This window comes from Paenibacillus violae (genome assembly GCF_032461945.1).
In the GTDB taxonomy this organism is placed as follows: domain Bacteria; phylum Bacillota; class Bacilli; order Paenibacillales; family NBRC-103111; genus Paenibacillus_E; species Paenibacillus_E violae.
In genome coordinates, this window is record NZ_JAWCUD010000001.1 from 1,024,994 (window position 1) to 1,042,996 (window position 18,003).

Consider the following 18,003-nt stretch of genomic DNA (forward strand, 5'->3'; position numbering starts at 1 on the left):
CAAATATCCAGACATTTCAGAGTGAAGACCTAAAAACAGATCAATGCGTACGAATCAATCGATTATAAGACTTATTGACAGCTCGGAGTGAAAGAAATGAACACATTACCGATTGAGTCGGTTCTCCCGCAATTGAAGGAGGCACTGCGAACCCAGGCGTGCGCAGTGCTGGTCGCTCAGCCGGGTGCGGGGAAAACAACGCAAGTACCGCTTGCTCTTCTGCAAGAAACATGGCTGCATAACCAGAAGATCTTAATGCTGGAACCTAGGAGATTGGCAGCGCGCGCTGCGGCCCGTTATATGTCGCGACTTCTGGGTGAAGTTGTTGGACAGACCGTTGGATACCGCGTTAAAAATGATACCTGTGTCGGACCGAAAACACGGATTGAAGTGATCACGGAGGGAGTCCTTACCCGTATGCTTCAAACGGACCCTGCCCTGGAGGGGGTGGGGATTGTTATTTTTGATGAGTTCCATGAGCGAAGTCTTCATGCAGATTTGGGCTTGGCGCTGAGCCGTCAATCGCAAACCCTTCTAAGGGAAGACCTGCGAATTCTCATCATGTCTGCGACAATTGAAGCTGAGCCTGTAGCTGACATGCTGGATCAAGCTCCGATTATTCAAAGTGAAGGGCGAGCTTATCCCGTGGCCACGCATTATTTGAATGCGAAACAAGAGGAAAAACTAGAAACTACAGTAGTCAAAAGCATTCGCCAAGCCTTACAAACAAATGAAGGCAGCTTGCTCGTTTTTCTTCCGGGCGCAGCGGAAATCCATCGCGTGGCGGGCAGCCTAGCGGCGCTGCAGTTGGGAAAAGAGGTGGAAATCGCACCTCTCTATGGGAATATGGCACAGGAAGCGCAGGATCGCGCCTTGGCGCCCTGCTTGCTGCCAGGGCACCGCAAGGTCGTGCTCGCGACTTCGATCGCCGAGACCTCTTTAACCGTCGAAGGCGTCACGGTTGTGATCGACAGCGGCCTCATGCGGGTGCCGCGCTTTTCACCGCGCACCGGCATGACTCGCCTCACGACGGTGCCCGTGTCCGCCGCCTCTGCCGATCAGCGCAGAGGCCGGGCCGGCCGTCTCGGTCCAGGCGTGTGTTACCGCCTGTGGACCGAGACCGAGCAGCGGCAGCTAGCGCCAAGCTCCACGCCAGAGATCCGCGAAGCGGATCTGGCGCCGCTTGCGCTCGAGCTGGCCGCCTGGGGCGTGACAGACCCAGCGGAGCTGGTCTGGCTGGACATGCCGCCTGCTGCTGCTTATCAGCAGGCGCGGGAACTGCTCGTGCAGCTCGGCGCGCTGCACGAGGACGGCGGCCTAACACCGCACGGGAAGCGTGTGGCGGCGTTAGGCTTGCATCCACGGCTTGCGCACATGGTGCTGCAAGCCATACCGCTTAAGCTTGGTGCGCTGGCGTGCGAGCTCGCCGTTATGCTGAGCGAGCGCGACATCCTGGCGGGCGCTCGAGGCCGTGATGCGGATGTGCGCACCCGCATCGAAGTGCTTTGGCGCGCTGCACAGGGCGAGCAGCGCGCGGACGTTGACTTTGGCCTATGCCGCCGGATAACGGCGGAGGCCAAAGGGTTGATGCAGTCGCTCGGCTTGCGGCCGAGCGAGCAGCGGGCATCGGCGAGCGGCTTGCTGCTCGCCTTCGCCTACCCCGATCGCGTCGCGCAGCGGCGATCGGCAGGGCGGTTCTTGCTCAGCAGCGGGCGTGGAGCCGTGCTGCCTGAGCTGCAGGAACTCTCGAACGCACGTTATCTCGTGGCGGCCGAGTTGGATGACAACGGTGCGGAAAGCCGAATTTTTCTTGCTGCCCCTGTACAGGAGGAAGATCTGCTGCAAGCTTTCGGAGCTCAACTCCTGCAGGAACAGGAAGTGCTTTGGGATGCAGCGGCCGGCGCAGTCAGAGCCCGACAGCGCCTAAGATTAGGCGCGATTATACTGAAAGAGAAGCCCTTGCAGGAGCCTGATCCAGAGCTGCTCGTGCAAGCCTTGATTGCCGGCATTCGGGCTGAGTCGCTGGAGCTGCTGCCTTGGAGCCGCAGTGCGCGCCAGCTGCAGGAGCGAGTTGTTTTTCTGCATCATCATCATGCAGGCGAATGGCCCGATATGCGCGAAGGCGCGCTGCTCGAAGCACTGGAAGATTGGTTAGCGCCGCATCTCTTCGGGATGACAAGTAAAGGTGCCCTTGGGCGGCTTAACTTGACAAATATATTAGAGGAAATGCTAACATGGGAGCAGCGGCGATGGTTGGATGAGTGGGCGCCAACACACATTCAAGTACCAAGCGGTTCGCGTATTCCCGTAGATTATAGCGTGACAGAATCGCCGACTTTATCTGTGCGTCTGCAAGAAATGTTCGGGTTGTCGGACACTCCGCGAATTGCCAAAGGCCGGGTGCCGCTGACCCTGCATTTATTATCGCCGGCACAGCGTCCCGTTCAGGTGACGAAGGATTTGGCGAGCTTTTGGCGCGAGGCTTATTTCGAGGTCAAAAAAGATCTCAAAGGCCGTTATCCCAAGCATTATTGGCCGGACGATCCGATGGCCGCAATGCCGACGAATCGAGCGAAACCGCGTGTTTGACTTATTTGGCACTTAGGGTGCCGTGAAGGGAACTGAGTGATCCATGACCATTCACTCCGAATCGGAGGAAATCGTCATCTATATAACGGCCGGCTTTGCTACGGCGCCAGATTTTTTGGACCGCTTTGGCGCAGCGCTGGCCGCTCGCTTTGAAGAGGCGGGTAAACGTGCCCGCGTTGTGATACATTTTCCGTATGGAGATTGGAGTCGGCAGCGGCAAAAGCAGCTTCGCGAAATAACAAGCGATATGTGGAATAATGCCCACCGGAAGCCTTCGCGATATGGTGGCAAAAGCCTAGCTAAGTTAGTCACAGACCAGTGGAACCCTCGTCAATCGTTGCTTTTTATCGGGCACAGTGCGGGTGCTGTTGCTTCTGTTCAAGCGGCAGAGGCTTTAATAAAAGCCGGTTTTCCCGTTCTTGGGGTGATCCAAATCGGATCGCCGAAATGTGCGATTTCTCCTGAATTGAAGGATCGAGTACTATGTATCCATGGGGTCAATCCTATGGATCAAAAAGTAGATCCGATTCCGCGGCTGGGCACTTGGGGAGGCTGGATCAAGTCTCGTTTTGGCGTATTTCGCTGGCATCGATTGAAGCATGCGCCCATTCACAGGGAAACTTTTCCAATGATTGGCGGGCATGCGGATTATTTTAGAGATCACAATCCCTACATATGGCAGGATGCAACGAATCTGCAAACGACGATTGCGTCCATCTGGTCGTGGTTGTCCCAACAACAGCAGGAACATTTTAAAGAAAAGGAAGATGAAGATGTTTAACATTTTAAAAGCAAATATGGATTACAGCAAAGCGGAGGGTTACCTTGGTCACGTACAGTTTAGCGTAGAAGGTCACGAGCATCCCTATGAAATTACGCTGCAAAGCTTGCGTGGCAAAGATGATTGGAGTTATGCGCTGAACTTTTTGAGTGAATCCGGTAAAGAAGAGGATATTGAAGCGGTTGAAGAGCTTCTGGAAGAAGACGAGTGGTTCGATCTGCTTGTGAATGCGGGACTTCAGGTTTTAGAAAAATAGTTAGATCATGCTCAGACATAAAGGGGGATGATGAAACTTGGATTCGTCGAATGATTCTGGGGTCAAACAGGTACTTAAGGCGAGTTATGACCAACAAGCTAGACAGCGCGACGGCGAGACGATGCAGCAGTGGAAGATAGATGAGCTGAATGATTTTCTAGCCAGATTGGATAAGGCTGGCGGCAGCAGCAAGCGTGTGCTGGATTTAGGGAGCGGGCCGGGTCATCAAGCTGACTATTTGCGGGAACACGGCTGCGAGGTGGTGTGCATCGATTTGTCTGAAGAGATGGTCGCCATTTGCCGTGAAAAAGGACTCGAAGCTTATGTCATGGATTTCTTTGCCTTGGACTTGCAGCCAGCTTCGTTTGATGCCGTTTGGTCAATGAACACGCTGCTGCATGTACCGAAAGATAACCTACTGCAAGTGCTCAGGAACGTCGAGCGCGTGCTGAAGCCTGACGGTTTCTTCTACTTAGGCCTCTATGGCGGGTACGAAAGCGAAGGGATTTGGGAGAACGATTCGTACAGACCGCAAAGATTTTTTGCTTTTTATGAGGATGAGCACATTCAGAAGAAGGTGCGCGAGGTGTTCGCTCTTGAGCGTTTTCATGTGCTGCAGATGCCGGAAATGCAGCCCAATTACCAGTCGATCATCGCGAAGCGCAGACAATTAAACCCGTGACCTCACGGGTTTTTGTGTTGATTTTTCGGAAGCTTAGTGGTGTGAGACTGGTTGGATGCGAGACAACAGTGCAGTCGCGATTAACGCCGATTACTCCTGCAATTTGTACAGTTTTTTCCACTTTATCGCAAGTAACCTGATTTTCTCTTGTTAAGTTCAACAAAGAATGTAGTTTTCAGCCTGCTATCAAAGATTTTGATGGAGTTTATCCAGTTAATTCCTAGTTTACAGCCGAAACAGCTCAGAATAGCTGTAGATTTTCCTTCTAATCAAGTCGAAGTACTATTCGGGATATGACATAGCTTTGCAGGTTTACGGTGAACTCCACAATATGTACATACAAGTTAAGCGAGTGTTATAATACGTTCAGAATCAAACGCCTGAGGTGAAAGTGAAACATGAAAGAAAAGCAAATGCCGAAATACTTGCAGTTGAAACAGGAAATATTAACTTGGCTTCATACGGGGAGATTGAAACCGAACGATCAGATGCCGTCGGAGAACGAAATTGCCGAACAGTTTCAAATGAGTCGTCAAACGGTGCGCCAGACATTTGGCGAACTGGAGCAAGAGGGCTGGCTGTACCGGATGCAGGGAAAAGGTACTTTCGTCTCTACGCCCCAAACGCAAAAAAGCCGTGATGTACAGACGATCGGCATCTTGACTACGTATATATCCGATTATATTTTTCCTCACATTGTGAGAGGAGCGGAATCAGCTTTACGTGCAAGAGGCTACAGACTTGTCTTGTCGTCGACAGACAACGATAAGGACAAGGAAAAGGAAAGTTTGACGATGATGTTAAGTCAGCCCCTAAGCGGGCTGATTATAGAACCTACGAAAAGTGCGGAAGGCAACCCGAATCTTAACTATTATCTTTCGCTCGACTATCAGCATATCCCTTATTTGATGATCAATGAACGTTATCCGGAGATGAACTGCCCGTCTCTAGTTGTCGACGATGAAGAGGGCGGTTTTAAGGCGGCGCAGCATCTGATTGAGCTGGGGCACCGCAAGATTGCCGGATTTTTTAAGACGGATGATTTGCAAGGGGTCAATCGCCTGAAAGGATTTATTCGCGCTCATCACCATTACCAGGTTCCCTTAGTACCGGAGCTTGTCATCCACTACACAACGGAGGAAAAAAGGCAGAAGCCTTATGAGCATGCACTCTCGCTGCTAGGCCATGAGGACGAGCGTCCAACGGCTTTCGTCTGCTATAACGATGAGCTCGCTGTCCACTTGCTTGAAGCTGTACGTACCTTAGGGCTTCAGGTGCCTCAAGATGTCTCGTTAGTCGGTTTTGACGACTCTTCTTTGGCGATGGCGACGGAAGTGAAATTAACGACACTTTCGCATCCCAAAACCGAGCTAGGCACAGATGCTGCTGAGCTTTTAATTGATATGATTGAGAATAAGCGAGTAACGGGAAGAGAGACAGGCAAAATCTATAAGCCTGAACTCCTGGTTAGGGAGTCTACGATCCGTCTTTACTGAGGAAAAATTTCATCTAGCCAACTTGTACGTACAAGTGCTATACTGGACATAGGGATTGGAAAATCGAAGGAGGTTCTCTATGTCTAAGAAGTATGCAATTGGCGTCGACTATGGAACGGAATCCGGACGCGCCGTTCTGGTTGATTTGAGTGACGGCACAGAGGTTGCAGATCATGTAACCCCTTATCCGCACAATGTGATTGACGAGAAACTGCCGAATTCCGGCGTTAAACTTGAATATGACTGGGCGCTTCAGCATCCGCAAGATTATCTGGATGTACTTACGCGTTCAGTACCCGCTGTTGTGCAAGCTTCCGGCGTTGACCCAGCGGACATCATCGGTCTTGGTATCGATTTTACAGCTTGCACGATGCTTCCGGTGGATGCGCAAGGTCAACCGCTTTGCTTTAATCCGGAGCTGGCGAATCAGCCGCACAGCTGGGTGAAACTGTGGAAACATCATGCCGCTCAAGACGAAGCGAACCTGATTAATGAAATTGCTGAACGTAGGGGCGAAGATTTCCTGCCTCGGTACGGCGGTAAAATTTCATCGGAATGGATGATCGCGAAGGTATGGCAAATATTGAATGAAGCTCCTGACATTTATGAGCAAACGGATCGCTTCCTGGAGGCGACGGATTGGGTTGTCTCACAAATGACAGGCGCTTCTGATATTGTGCGTAACAGCTGTACGGCCGGTTATAAAGCAATCTGGCATAAGAAGAAGGGTTTTCCGAGCAATGAATTCTTCAAAGCGTTGGACCCGCGGCTGGAGAATGTCACTCAAACGAAGCTTCGTGGCGAGGTTGTGGCGCTTGGCACCAAAGCCGGCGAATTAACGGAATCAATGGCTAAATTGATGGGCTTACAGCCAGGTATCGCCATTGCTGTAGGGAATGTCGATGCCCACGCGGCTGTACCGGGTGTCGGTGTTGTAACACCGGGCAAATTGGTGATGGCGATGGGAACTTCGATTTGCCATATGCTTCTTGGGACCGAGGAGCGGGAAGTTGAGGGTATGTGCGGTGTTGTTGAAGACGGCATCATTCCAGGATATTTGGGATACGAAGCTGGGCAATCCGCTGTAGGGGATATTTTTGCTTGGTACGTGGAACAGGGAGTACCTGCTTATGTGCAAGCTGCGGCAGAGCAAGAAGGAACGAATGTGCACGAATGGCTGGAGCGTCATGCATCCGCTTACAAACCAGGTGAAACAGGTTTGCTTGCGTTGGATTGGTGGAATGGAAATCGATCTGTGCTGGTAGATACGGAGCTTAATGGCCTTATTCTGGGCTACTCGCTTTTGACTAAGCCGGAAGAGGTTTATCGATCGCTGCTGGAAGCAACCGCTTTTGGAACTCGTAAAATCGTCGATGCTTTTCACAATAATGGCGTTGAGGTACAGGAATTGTACGCATGCGGCGGACTTCCGCAAAAAAATCGCTTGTTGATGCAGATTTATGCGGATGTAACGAATCGTGAGATTAAAGTCGCGGATTCCAAACAAACGCCGGCGCTAGGAGCCGCCATGTTCGGGGCCGTAGCCGCAGGCGCAGCTAACGGCGGTTACGATAGTATCGTAGATGCCGCTCAAAAAATGGCGCGCGTACGTAAAGATACGTTTAAACCAATTCCGGAAAATGTCGTCGTTTACGAGAAGCTTTACCAAGAGTACAGCAAGCTGCACGATTATTTCGGCCGCGGAGAGAACGATGTCATGAAACGTCTTCGTGCAATCCGTGAGGAAGCGCGGCACTAATTCACATCCATCCATTCCCATTATCCAAGGAGGCAAATTGCCATGAAAGCTTCAGCAGAGAAAGTATTTTGGTTTGTAACCGGAAGTCAACACCTATACGGACCTGAGACATTGCTACAAGTAGAAGATCATTCGAAACAGATTACGGAAGGAATTGACCGTGATCCTTCGATTCCGAGTAAACTTGTGTTTAAGCAAGTTTTGACGACGCCGGATGCGATTCGCAGATTATGTTTGGATGCCAATGCGGATGACAATTGTGCAGGTATCATTACTTGGATGCATACCTTTTCACCGGCGAAAATGTGGATTGCTGGCCTTGCTGAATACCGGAAGCCATTGCTTCACTTACATACCCAATTTAATCGTGATATCCCGTGGGAAACGATTGATATGGATTTCATGAACCTCAATCAAGCTGCGCATGGAGATCGCGAGTATGGTTTTATTGGAGCACGCATGGGCATTTCCCGTAAAGTGGTTGTTGGTTACTGGGAAGATCCTGCCGTCCTCTCCCGTATTGCGGGATGGATGCGCACGGCGACAGCCTTTGTTGAAGGACGCAGCTTGAAAGTGGCTCGTTTTGGCGATAACATGCGCGAAGTGGCTGTAACTGAAGGGGATAAAGTTGAAGCGCAGATTAAATTCGGCTGGTCGATTAATGGTTATGGCGTAGGCGACCTTGTTCAGCGCGTAAGAGACATTTCCGAGTCGGAAGTGGATCAATTAATGGATGAATACAATGAAGTTTATGATATAACGCCTGAGGGGCGCTCAGCAGGACCGGTGCGTGAGGCGATTCGTGAGCAAGCGCGTATTGAACTTGGGATGAAAAGCTTTTTGCAAGAAGGCGGTTTCGGGGCGTTTACGACGTCGTTTGAGGATCTTCATGGTCTGAAGCAGCTGCCTGGCCTCGCTGTTCAGCGGTTGATGGGGCAAGGTTACGGCTTCGGCGGCGAAGGCGACTGGAAGACGGCAGCGCTCACGCGTGTCATGAAGATTATCGCAGGTAATAAAGGGACTTCCTTCATGGAGGATTACACGTATCATATGGAGCCAGGAGCGGAGCTTGTACTTGGCGCACATATGTTGGAGATTTGTCCGACGATCGCAGCGACACGTCCAACCATCGAAGTTCATCCGCTTGGTATTGGCGGGAAAGCCGATCCGGCGCGCCTTGTTTTCGACGGAGCCTCCGGTCCGGCGCTGAATGCCTCACTCATCGATATGGGCAACCGTTTCCGGTTGTTAATTAACGAAGTGGATGCCGTGCAACCGGTGAAAGCGATGCCTAAGCTGCCGGTAGCGCGCGTACTTTGGAAACCGCGGCCGTCCCTGCGTGACTCAGCAGAAGCATGGATCTATGCAGGCGGAGCTCATCACACGGTTTTCTCCTACGAAGTAAGTACGGAGCAATTGGTAGATTGGGCGGAATTGGCTGGCATTGAAGTCGTGATTATTAATAAAAATACATCTACGCTGCAGTTCCGTAACGAACTACGTTGGGGCGAGGCGGCTTGGAAGCGCTAGGATCGCAAGCCGTCAACTGTACGTACAACCGAGGACCGTTCTTCCCTTGTGGGAAGACGGTTTTCTTTTTCCACCCGAGTAAAGAAGTCACTTTTGTCGATATTGGCGCAATTTTCATCCATTGACTTCCTTGTTTCTCATGCTTTAAAGTAAATTCATATGAGCCTGTCCAAATTATGGGCATCGCATTAGGAGGATAACACAGATGACAACGAAAGCCTACGAAGGTACATTCCATGGAGAGAAAGCGTTTTGGTTGCAAGCAGGCCGTTATGAAGCAGCGGTATTGCCGGAAATCGGCGCGAACCTGATTGCTTTTAGAGACAATGAAAAGGAATACCGCTTTCTGCGTGAGCCATCCCTGGATGAAATGGAAGCGTTTAAAGCACGTCCGATTATTCACGGTATTCCTGTTTTATTTCCGCCAAACCGTTACGAAGACGGGAAGTTCCCGTGGAAAGGCAAAGTTTTTCAATTTCCGGTCAATGAGCTGAAAACAGGCAATCATCTGCACGGTTTTGTCCATGACATCCCTTGGGAAGTAGAAAGATTTGGCACAAATGAAAGCGAAAGCAGCGTTACTTTGGCGCTTAAAGTAAGAGAAGGGCATTCCGTATATACCTATTTACCGTTTGAGTTCACGATCCGCCTGACATATGTGCTGAATCAATTCGGTTTGCAGCAGCATATTTCGGTCCATAATGAAGGTCAAGAAGAGATGCCTTGCCTAATTGCCTACCATACAACGATCAATGCGCCTTTTGCGCCGAATTCGCAAGCAGCGGATTACACCTTCAAAATGACCATCGGCAATCGTTGGGAAATGAGCGAAAGAATGCTGCCGACTGGCGAGTATCAACCGCTTTCAAGTGAGGAAGCGAAGATGAAAGTCGGAGGCTTGTCCCCTTTCTTCGAGTCGATGGATAATCATTACACGACGGCTCCGCAAAATGGACGAAATTACATGGAATTGACAGACTCCCGTGAAGGCGTCAAACTGGTGTATGATGTGGGCACATCCTATAAACAGTGGATGATCTGGAACAATGGCGCTACGGAAGGCTTTTTCTGTCCAGAGCCGCAAATGAATTTGGTTAACGCTCCTAATGTTGATATGCCGGCTGATCAAATCGGTCTGGTGAGTTTGGAGCCAGGTGAAGTGTGGAGCGAGTCTGCTCGTCTTTATACGATTGCAATCAAGAAATAAGGCAATAAGTCAGCCCCCTTTTGACGCATGGAGAGAATCCACCGTGATGCTCTGCAGGCGGGGAGGGGGCATTTTTATCGAAAGCTCAGGTGAACCGCATGGACAAAGAACAATTACTCGCAGAAAATGAACGTTTGAAGCTGGAGAATGAGAAGCTGAAGCAGGAAATCGCCAAGCTTCGCGGCGTTAAGCGGCCCACAGCAGGTTCGATGGACAGCATGTCTACGAAACTGAAGGAAGCGCTTAGAGAGTAGGGAATCCGGGTCGTTCGACAAATCGGATCTCATTCGTTATAATGAGTACTGGAAAAAGGAGGGAAACATCAATGAACGAAACATTACCGCCAAAAACTTGCACCATCGACCGCCTTGTGACCAAAGAAGCTGAAGTTGGCAAAGTATTAGCCGGTCAAAAGACAGCTTGCAGACGCAATGGGCGTTATGCAGACATCGGTGAAACGATGGAGCTGCAGGGCAACTCTTTTACTGTAACCAAAGTCTACCAGCAAGCGCTTGGAGATCTGACAGTAGAAGATGCTATTGCTGAAGGACACGCAACGATTGACGAATACCGCGACAGTATCTTATCCATACATCCCGGCATGCCTTGGCTGCCGCAAATGAAAGTATGGGTACACGAATTTCAAAAAGCCGAATAAGTGATGAAAAAAACAGTGTGGATCGTAGGATCTACACTGTTTTATTGAATTTTTCTACAGAATGGATGATGAAGTTGTCCTGGTACATCTTGCTTTTATATATTCATATTTTCAGTGTTGTACTCAGCATTGGCCCTTATTTTGTGTTATTCCCGTTATTGGCTAAAATAAGAACCGCGCCGTTTGAGCTTTTGCCTGAATATTTGGAGCCTTTCCGGATTACGGTACGACTGACGAAACATGCTGGACATGTGTTGGTAGCGACCGGAATTTTGCTTACTTGGCTGACTGAATGGACGTGGAAAACATCTTGGATCGTTTTCACGGTGCTTATTATGGTAGCATCCTTATATTTTATTGCGCGTGCATTTTCACCGTTGCTAAGAAAGCTCCGTGCGCCGCACGATGACCGGAACGTATTGGTGAACCAACTGCGCAGCGCGTTAATCTGGTATGTGATCATTACGTTGTCGATGATGTGGTTTATGGTGGCGAAACCTTCGTTTTGGTAACCTTAAGCTTCCGGTTTCTGAGCAAACATGACGACAAAATTATAATATTTGTAGACACAATCAACATCGGCGAAACCGATGGCTTTCAGCCATGCAAGCTGCTGGTCGAGAGGCGCCATTTTATCCAGTTTGGTTCTTTCATAGGCAGCTTGAAGCGCTTCTCGGGTTAAGTCAGTGGCTTCTATTTTCGCCTCCCAATCCGCGCGGTACAAGTGATCAAGAAAAGGCGTGCTTCCTAGAATTTGATCTGCATTTACGAAAATGCCCCCTGGTTTTAACAGCTTAAAAATCCGCGCATATAAGTTCTGTTTGGCTTGATCCTCCAGATGATGAATGGACAAAGCCGATACCACACAATCAAACGGTTCATCCGACTCGAAAGTCGTATAATCTCCCGCCTGAATCGTCAAATTTTCGTTCATTTCACCAAATCGCAGCTTCGCGATGTCAAGCATCCCTTGGGAAAGATCAATTAACGTCAGCTTCGCAGCCGGATACTGGGCCAGGATATAAGAGGAGAGAAGTCCCGTTCCAGCACCAAGATCAAGAATGCGAGGCGCACTTGCACGCGGCTGAACCAGCGAAGTGGCTGTCCTGTAAAAGTCATCAAAACAGGGAATGAGCTTCCTGCGTTGACCGTCGTACTTCTCGGCGATTTCATCGAATTTCGTTATCAGCTGGTCATTGTTTCTGTTCATCATAGGAAATCATCTCCATATCGTTGTTTGGCGAGACTTGCTTCTTGGGACTATTTTATAGGGAGAAGAAGGAAAAATCTAAGATATAAAACCGATTATGTTTATAGGTAAATCCTATGAAAATTCCGCGACCTATTAGGATAGGTCAGAAAAGGGCTATTTTGCCCGGCGGCGAAAAAGCTGATTCAACACTTCGGAGAAGACAAGTCCGATTGCGATTGCGCCAGAAAGCATGAAGGCTTTGGCAGCCAGCTGCACAGCAAGATCGTAATGATTGAGCACGGCATTTTTCATCGCGTCATAGGCTAACCCCCCTGGCACTAAGGGGATAATTCCTGCAACACTGAAGACAATAACCGGGGTTTTGTAAATTCTTGCGAAAAATTGGCTGATGACGGTCACGAGAAAAGAGGCCATCAGCGTTGACAGAATTGGATCTAATGGAATCAATTGTGTCGAAACGTACATCATCCAACCAACCATTCCAATGAATCCACATTGTATGATCGTGCTCCGCGGCACATTGAATAAGATGGCAAACGCTGCTGTGGAGACGAAGCTGGTGACGAGCTGTCCAAGCATATTCACACCATTCCCTCCCCATTGTAAAAGGATAATACAAAGGCGATGCCTGCCCCGATGGCAAAAGCCGTAAGAAAAGCTTCAGCCCCTTTGGAAACACCTGACACAAAATGTCCGGCCATTAAATCCCGCACCGCGTTCGTAATGAGAAGCCCTGGAACTAGCGGCATGACAGATCCGATAATGATCGTATCCAAATCATGGCCAAAACCAATGTGCACGAATAAAAATGCTAACGCTCCTATGAATAATGAGGCCAGAAATTCAGCAAAAAATTTAATCCGGACCAAGCGATTAAAATAACCGAGGAAGGTTAAACCTGCTCCTCCTGTAAGAAATGCCGGTAGGAAATCATGCCACATCCCTTTGAACATGATTAAGAAACAACCGCTCGCAACCGCGGCTGCTAGTATTTTAACCCATGTGGGGAAGCTGGTATTGGCCGCATCGATCTCTGAAAGCAGGCGGTAGGCTTCCTGAGGCGATAAATCTCCTTTGCTGATGCGTCTGGAGATAGCGTTCACGACGGTCACTTTATGCAGGTCGGTAGATCGGGCCGAAATCCGAATCAGTCTTGTCGTCTGCTCAGGCCCATCGATAGAGAAAATAATGCCGGTGGGGGTGACGAAGCTATGCGAATTAGGGACACCGAAACCTTCTGCAACGTGAGTCATCGTATCTTCGACGCGGTAGGTTTCGCCGCCGTTTTCGAGCATAATTTTACCGGCTAATAAACAAACTTGAGCAATTTCATAATTGGTTGGTGGGAGAGGTTCCTTCATTACTTGTCTCCTGTTTTCATATTTGACCAAAGTATAATACATTTTGGCAGTAATTCCTAAGACAAGCCTAACGCATGGCGAGCAGGCAGTAAATAGATCCGATTATTTATATACCCCAATGGGGTATTATTAAAAGGAGTTACGCTGATTTTCAATGATAATGTACAGGAATTGATGGATAACGGAAGAACGTTGAAACTTCAGTCAGGTAAAGTTTTAACCACGGATATGATTATCTATCTGTCGGGGTGAGACCCGAAAGTCATTTGTTGGCTGCGGAGGCAGGTCTCACGTTAGGTGTCAAAGGCTCAATTCAAGTCAACGCACATATGCAGACGAATGATCCGTCTATTTATGCGATGGGGATGCGGCAGAGATGTAAGACAGAGTTCAAGGCTTTGAGACGGTCGTTCCACTGGCTTGGGGTGCTAACCGACAAGGCCGTCTCGTTGCGGATCACATTAACGGCCTTCAAGCTTCTTATCAAGGTGCCTTCGGTACTGCAATCGTAAAGGTGTTTGATCTGACGGCCGCCGTAACCGGGGAGAAGACGCTTCGCCGCTTAGGTGTACCTTACGAAGTCATTCATATTCATCCGAATTCGCACGCCGGTTATTATCCAGGCGCGGCTTCGATGTCAATGAAGCTTCTGTTTGACAAAGATAGCGGGCGCATACTTGGCGCTCAAGCCGTTGGAGCGAGCGGCGTGGATAAACGTATCGATGTGATTGCAACAGCTATGAGAGGTGGTTTGAGAGCGGATGAACTGGCTGATATTGAACTGTCGTACGCACCCCCTTACTCATCTGCCAAAGATCCCGTCAACATGGCTGGATATGTAGCAGCGAACATGCTGGATGGTTTGGTTGAAACGATGCAATGGCACGATGTGGATCGTTTCGTGGAGCAAGGTGGACTCCTCATCGATGTGCGAGATGAGATTGAACGGGAGCTCGGTTATATTCCTGGTTCCGTTTGTATACCTCTGAATGATATTCGTGAACATTTGCACGATATTCCGGTTGGCTCAGAAGTCGCTGTTTCCTGTCAGGTCGGTTTACGTGGATATTTGGCAGCTCGTATTCTGAAGCAGGGGATGGAAGCGTGAGAAGATTGCCGGGAGGTTGTGACTCAGCTATCAGCGGTTCGAACTGCGGTAGACCGGACAATCGGTGTCGTGATCGGGTCCAATCTTCAGCATTACATCGAAGAGGAACTTGCCAAAGGAAATTCGCCGGACAAAGTGATTCAAGAAGCTGTGGAGCTTCTCGTAAAAAGCAGATAAAAAAAGGGGGTGTCACATCAGGTTATGAAAACTTGATGGACAACCCCTTTTTTATACGGTAAATTCAACTTATTATTGTGATCGCTTGGTAGGATGCACAACGGATCTTTCCCAATCCAGCAGCAGCTTGACGGTTTCATCCAATTGTTGCTCCGCCGAAATTTCTGCAGGATGATCCCCTTTCTGAAAGCCGTAGCTGCCAAATTGCGAATGATTTCCGCCGCGGATCGTATGATATTCAGCCGTATTCGGTAAATCACTTTTTGCTTTTGTCAGCGCCGCCATATTGATGGCTCCATCGTTGGAACCAACGATGGAAAACACGGGCAAGTTAGACGAAACTAAGCTTCCTTTAGGATCAGGATAAGAAGCAAAGAAAAACACGCCTTCCAATTCGCTGGCATGTGCTGCAGCATAACGAGCTGCCATCACGCCGCCAAGCGAATGGCCGCCAAGCAGAAAGGTTTCATCCGCCGCTTTCGCCGCAATGATCGGCTGAGCACGGTCTCCGCCGAATATGGCCAGATTCAGAGGCATTTTCACAATATAAACGCGGTGACCTGCTTGCGCAAACGCTTTAGCATAAGTTGCATAGCTCTCCGGCTTCACGAGACCACCAGGATAATAAATGATGCTGGGTTGTACTGGTGTTTTGGGTTCAAAACGGATGACCTGTTCCTCATCACTGACCGTAATCTCATCAGTAGACTGCATGGCTGACAGCGCATCTAGACTTGGCTGGTAGGGTCTCAAATACAAGTAGATTAATCCCATCAAAAGGATAATAAAGGCTAACCCCACTTTCCACCAGTGGCGTTTGAAAGCTTTCACGATTCATCACCTCTCGCCGAGTAGGTTATCAATTCATAGGGGGGAGTGTCAAGTGAATCCAGTGAATCCATATGAGGAGGTTTTTTAATGATCAAAGGTTATTATTTGACTGATTTAGACGGTACTTTACTTCGCTCAAATGCCTCTTTATCCGATTATACGGTCCGTGTAATCACAGAAGCACTGGAAGCAGGAACGGTGATCAGCTACGCAACAGTAAGGAGTTATCAAAGCTCAACCGCTGTTGTTTCCCAAATTCCTTGGCGTTACCCGCTTGTCCTCTACAATGGAGCCTTGCTGTTTGACCCCGTGCATAAACGTGTGTTAGACGGTTACTTTCTTGACCGGGAGCGTACGGAAGCAATTTTAGCCATCGGCAAATCAAGAGGTTTTGTTCCACTCTTATTCGCTCTAGACCATGAAGATCAGGAAAAGGTCCTGCATGAAAAGCTTGTTAGAACGGGGGATCTGCAGTTTGCTGCTAGTCGACCGAATGATCCTCGATTCAACGAAGTGAAGGAGCTAAGCTGTCCGCCACATTTACGTACGCTGCTTATCACGTATATTGGTTTGCTAGAGGAGTTGGAGCCCCTCAAAGTGGCAGTTACTTCAGCGTTTGGCGCTGAAATTCATATTCATATGATGAAAGACAACTATATTGAAAATCATTATTTTCTGGAGTTCAGCCATCCCCAAGCGAACAAGCAGGAAGGACTCCTTTTATGGGCAAAACATGTTGGCTGTGCGGCAGATAAAATCACTGTTTTTGGCGATAATCTCAATGATGTCGGGATGTTTCGCGCTGCTGGCCGCAAAATTGCTGTGGAGAATGCGCATGCTGAGATTCTGCATATGGCGGATGAAGTCGTGTCAAGCAATGATCAGGATGGCGTTGCTGCTTATGTGGAAGCTCGTTTGAAAATGGGTGTATAATGGAAAAAATAGGGGAAAGGAGTGAATTAACCAATGCCTTATAACGATGAACACATGAGTTATTCGAATACGTTCATTCAAGTCGCGACGGACTGTCCCGTTGAGATGGCAGTCGAGCCGCCGTTGAAAAAGGAGGGCAAAACGGCTCACCGAATTCAATATGAGCTGTTGTCGCAGAATCCTTACAAATTCACGCAAGGTGAACTCATTTATGAAGTGCATTTGCAGCATAAACAGATTACAGATGAGGAAAGTGAGCAGCGCGGCGCTGAAATTCGTGAGGTGTTGTTTGCCAAAAATCACCCCTGTCTTCGAGCGTCCATGCTCCCGAAGAAACATGGCTGGGGCGTTCACTACAATGAAGAAGGCAAAATAGCGATCTACCCGATGGAATCGGAAGCGTACCGGCAATTTGTTGAAGCGGGGACGCACCAGCCGGACGGGCCTAAGCTTTTATTTGCAATGCGCAGTTCCCGCGGATGAGTGGAAGAATTATTGGGGGTAACCGCCTTGAGGGTTACTCCTTTTTATTTTAGGTTTAACGGAAATAGATGGAACTATGCGCAAAGTGCTGAATGTGTATCACCTTGAGTATTATTGACATATTCATAAACAAAATAATATAATGTCTATGAATTACTAAACAATTTGAGGAAGTGTTTGTTGTGGAAGTGTCTGATCAGTTTTGGCAGGCTTCAATCGACGACTGGAAGCGCGGCTACGTGAAGGACAATGAATACTATTGCTGTCTGCTATGCGGCAAGCGGACGGAAGTGGGTATTATTTATCCGGAAAGCGGAGTTTTATATGAAGCAGAACGATATATGAAATGGCATATCCAACACGCGCATGTTTCAGTTTTTCACTATTTAATCGGTCTGGACAAGAAGCTTACAGGGCTGACTGATCATCAGAATAGTTTGTTGAAGCTGTTCTACGAAGGCAAGAACGATAGTGAAGTTCAGCAGGCAATGGGGATTGGCAGCGCCTCGACCATTCGCAATCATCGCTTTGGGCTTAAAGAGAAAGAGCGGCAGGCCAAAGTTTTTCTAACGATGATGGAGCTATTGAAAGAGAAAGATCAGCATGCGCCAACTTTTGTAGATATTCATAAAACGGCTACGATGGTGGATGAACGATACAATGTGACACAAGATGAGTATGAGCAGATTGTTAAAAAATATTTCCCGGAAGGCACGTCTGGAAAGCTTATCTCCTTCTCGCAGCAAGAAAAACACAAGTTTGTTGTCCTTCGCGAGATTGCCAAACGATTCGAACAGGATCGCTTGTATGGAGAAAAGGAAGTCAATGCGTTGCTAAAACCGGTGTTTCACGACTATGTGAAAATCCGCAGGTATTTAATTGAATATGGCTTCCTGGATCGCGAGCCTGATGGTAGCCAATATTGGTTGAAAGGATGAA

The 18,003-nt window shown here is 48.8% G+C and carries 18 protein-coding genes and 2 pseudogenes; 16 read left to right on the forward strand and 4 right to left on the reverse strand.

Annotated elements, in window-relative coordinates; all coding sequences use genetic code 11:
- Window positions 1-96: 96 nt before the first annotated feature.
- The 11 genes from hrpB to RQP52_RS04605 all read left to right on the forward strand — a co-directional run bounded on the left by hrpB (window position 97) and on the right by RQP52_RS04605 (window position 11,470).
- Window positions 97-2,589 (forward strand): ATP-dependent helicase HrpB, encoded by a 2,493-nt coding sequence (gene hrpB, locus RQP52_RS04555; RefSeq protein WP_315949723.1) that lies wholly within the window; start codon window positions 97-99, stop codon window positions 2,587-2,589.
- A 43-nt stretch (window positions 2,590-2,632) separates the two neighbouring features.
- A complete protein-coding gene (locus RQP52_RS04560; protein ID WP_315949724.1) occupies window positions 2,633-3,370 on the forward strand; it encodes an alpha/beta hydrolase family protein in 738 nt (245 codons plus the stop codon).
- Complete coding sequence (locus RQP52_RS04565; protein ID WP_315949725.1) at window positions 3,363-3,626, forward strand: hypothetical protein; 264 nt, start codon at window positions 3,363-3,365, stop codon at window positions 3,624-3,626. The genes RQP52_RS04560 and RQP52_RS04565 overlap by 8 nt, the downstream gene beginning before the upstream one ends.
- A gap of 37 nt (window positions 3,627-3,663) precedes the next feature.
- Window positions 3,664-4,308 (forward strand): class I SAM-dependent methyltransferase, encoded by a 645-nt coding sequence (locus RQP52_RS04570; RefSeq protein WP_315949726.1) that lies wholly within the window; start codon window positions 3,664-3,666, stop codon window positions 4,306-4,308.
- 398 nt (window positions 4,309-4,706) lie between these two features.
- Window positions 4,707-5,804 (forward strand): GntR family transcriptional regulator, encoded by a 1,098-nt coding sequence (locus tag RQP52_RS04575; protein ID WP_315949727.1) that lies wholly within the window; start codon window positions 4,707-4,709, stop codon window positions 5,802-5,804.
- Window positions 5,805-5,883: 79 nt separating this feature from the next.
- Complete coding sequence (locus RQP52_RS04580) at window positions 5,884-7,563, forward strand: ribulokinase (protein WP_315949728.1); 1,680 nt, start codon at window positions 5,884-5,886, stop codon at window positions 7,561-7,563.
- Between the two features lie 42 nt (window positions 7,564-7,605).
- Window positions 7,606-9,093: an L-arabinose isomerase gene (gene araA, locus RQP52_RS04585; protein WP_315949729.1), complete on the forward strand. Its 1,488-nt coding sequence runs from the start codon at window positions 7,606-7,608 to the stop codon at window positions 9,091-9,093.
- Between the two features lie 205 nt (window positions 9,094-9,298).
- Window positions 9,299-10,300, forward strand: a complete 1,002-nt coding sequence (locus RQP52_RS04590; protein WP_315949730.1) for an aldose 1-epimerase — start codon at window positions 9,299-9,301, stop codon at window positions 10,298-10,300.
- Between the two features lie 98 nt (window positions 10,301-10,398).
- Window positions 10,399-10,554 (forward strand): hypothetical protein, encoded by a 156-nt coding sequence (locus RQP52_RS04595; protein ID WP_181646487.1) that lies wholly within the window; start codon window positions 10,399-10,401, stop codon window positions 10,552-10,554.
- A 71-nt stretch (window positions 10,555-10,625) separates the two neighbouring features.
- A complete protein-coding gene (locus tag RQP52_RS04600; protein ID WP_315949732.1) occupies window positions 10,626-10,958 on the forward strand; it encodes an ASCH domain-containing protein in 333 nt (110 codons plus the stop codon).
- An 89-nt stretch (window positions 10,959-11,047) separates the two neighbouring features.
- Window positions 11,048-11,470, forward strand: coding sequence for a DUF2269 family protein (locus tag RQP52_RS04605; RefSeq protein ID WP_315949733.1), 423 nt, complete (start codon window positions 11,048-11,050; stop codon window positions 11,468-11,470).
- A gap of 2 nt (window positions 11,471-11,472) precedes the next feature.
- On the opposite strand, the gene RQP52_RS04610 is transcribed toward RQP52_RS04605, so the two are convergent.
- The 3 genes from RQP52_RS04610 to RQP52_RS04620 form a co-directional block, all read right to left on the reverse strand.
- Complete coding sequence (locus RQP52_RS04610; RefSeq protein ID WP_315949734.1) at window positions 11,473-12,171, reverse strand: class I SAM-dependent methyltransferase; 699 nt, start codon at window positions 12,169-12,171, stop codon at window positions 11,473-11,475.
- Between the two features lie 153 nt (window positions 12,172-12,324).
- Window positions 12,325-12,750 carry a threonine/serine exporter family protein gene (locus RQP52_RS04615; protein ID WP_157326703.1) on the reverse strand — a complete coding sequence of 142 codons (426 nt, stop codon included), beginning with the start codon at window positions 12,748-12,750 and terminating at the stop codon, window positions 12,325-12,327.
- Window positions 12,751-12,752: 2 nt separating this feature from the next.
- Window positions 12,753-13,532: a threonine/serine exporter family protein gene (locus RQP52_RS04620; protein WP_315949735.1), complete on the reverse strand. Its 780-nt coding sequence runs from the start codon at window positions 13,530-13,532 to the stop codon at window positions 12,753-12,755.
- A gap of 132 nt (window positions 13,533-13,664) precedes the next feature.
- Between RQP52_RS04620 and RQP52_RS04625 the strand changes: the two are divergent.
- Window positions 13,665-14,640 (forward strand): annotated as a pseudogene (locus RQP52_RS04625) (FAD-dependent oxidoreductase); the annotation flags it as partial.
- A gap of 15 nt (window positions 14,641-14,655) precedes the next feature.
- Window positions 14,656-14,817, forward strand: a pseudogene (locus RQP52_RS04630) (metal-sensing transcriptional repressor); the annotation flags it as partial.
- 72 nt (window positions 14,818-14,889) lie between these two features.
- Here the strand turns inward: RQP52_RS04630 and RQP52_RS04635 are convergent.
- A complete protein-coding gene (locus tag RQP52_RS04635) occupies window positions 14,890-15,648 on the reverse strand; it encodes an alpha/beta hydrolase (protein ID WP_315949736.1) in 759 nt (252 codons plus the stop codon).
- 87 nt (window positions 15,649-15,735) lie between these two features.
- On the opposite strand from RQP52_RS04635, the gene RQP52_RS04640 reads away from it, so the two are divergent.
- The 3 genes from RQP52_RS04640 to RQP52_RS04650 all read left to right on the forward strand — a co-directional run bounded on the left by RQP52_RS04640 (window position 15,736) and on the right by RQP52_RS04650 (window position 18,002).
- Window positions 15,736-16,581, forward strand: coding sequence for an HAD family hydrolase (locus RQP52_RS04640; RefSeq protein WP_315949737.1), 846 nt, complete (start codon window positions 15,736-15,738; stop codon window positions 16,579-16,581).
- A gap of 33 nt (window positions 16,582-16,614) precedes the next feature.
- A complete protein-coding gene (locus tag RQP52_RS04645; RefSeq protein ID WP_315949738.1) occupies window positions 16,615-17,064 on the forward strand; it encodes a DUF6157 family protein in 450 nt (149 codons plus the stop codon).
- A gap of 182 nt (window positions 17,065-17,246) precedes the next feature.
- Window positions 17,247-18,002, forward strand: a complete 756-nt coding sequence (locus RQP52_RS04650) for a DUF2087 domain-containing protein (protein WP_315949739.1) — start codon at window positions 17,247-17,249, stop codon at window positions 18,000-18,002.
- The last annotated feature ends 1 nt before the right edge of the window (window position 18,003 follow it).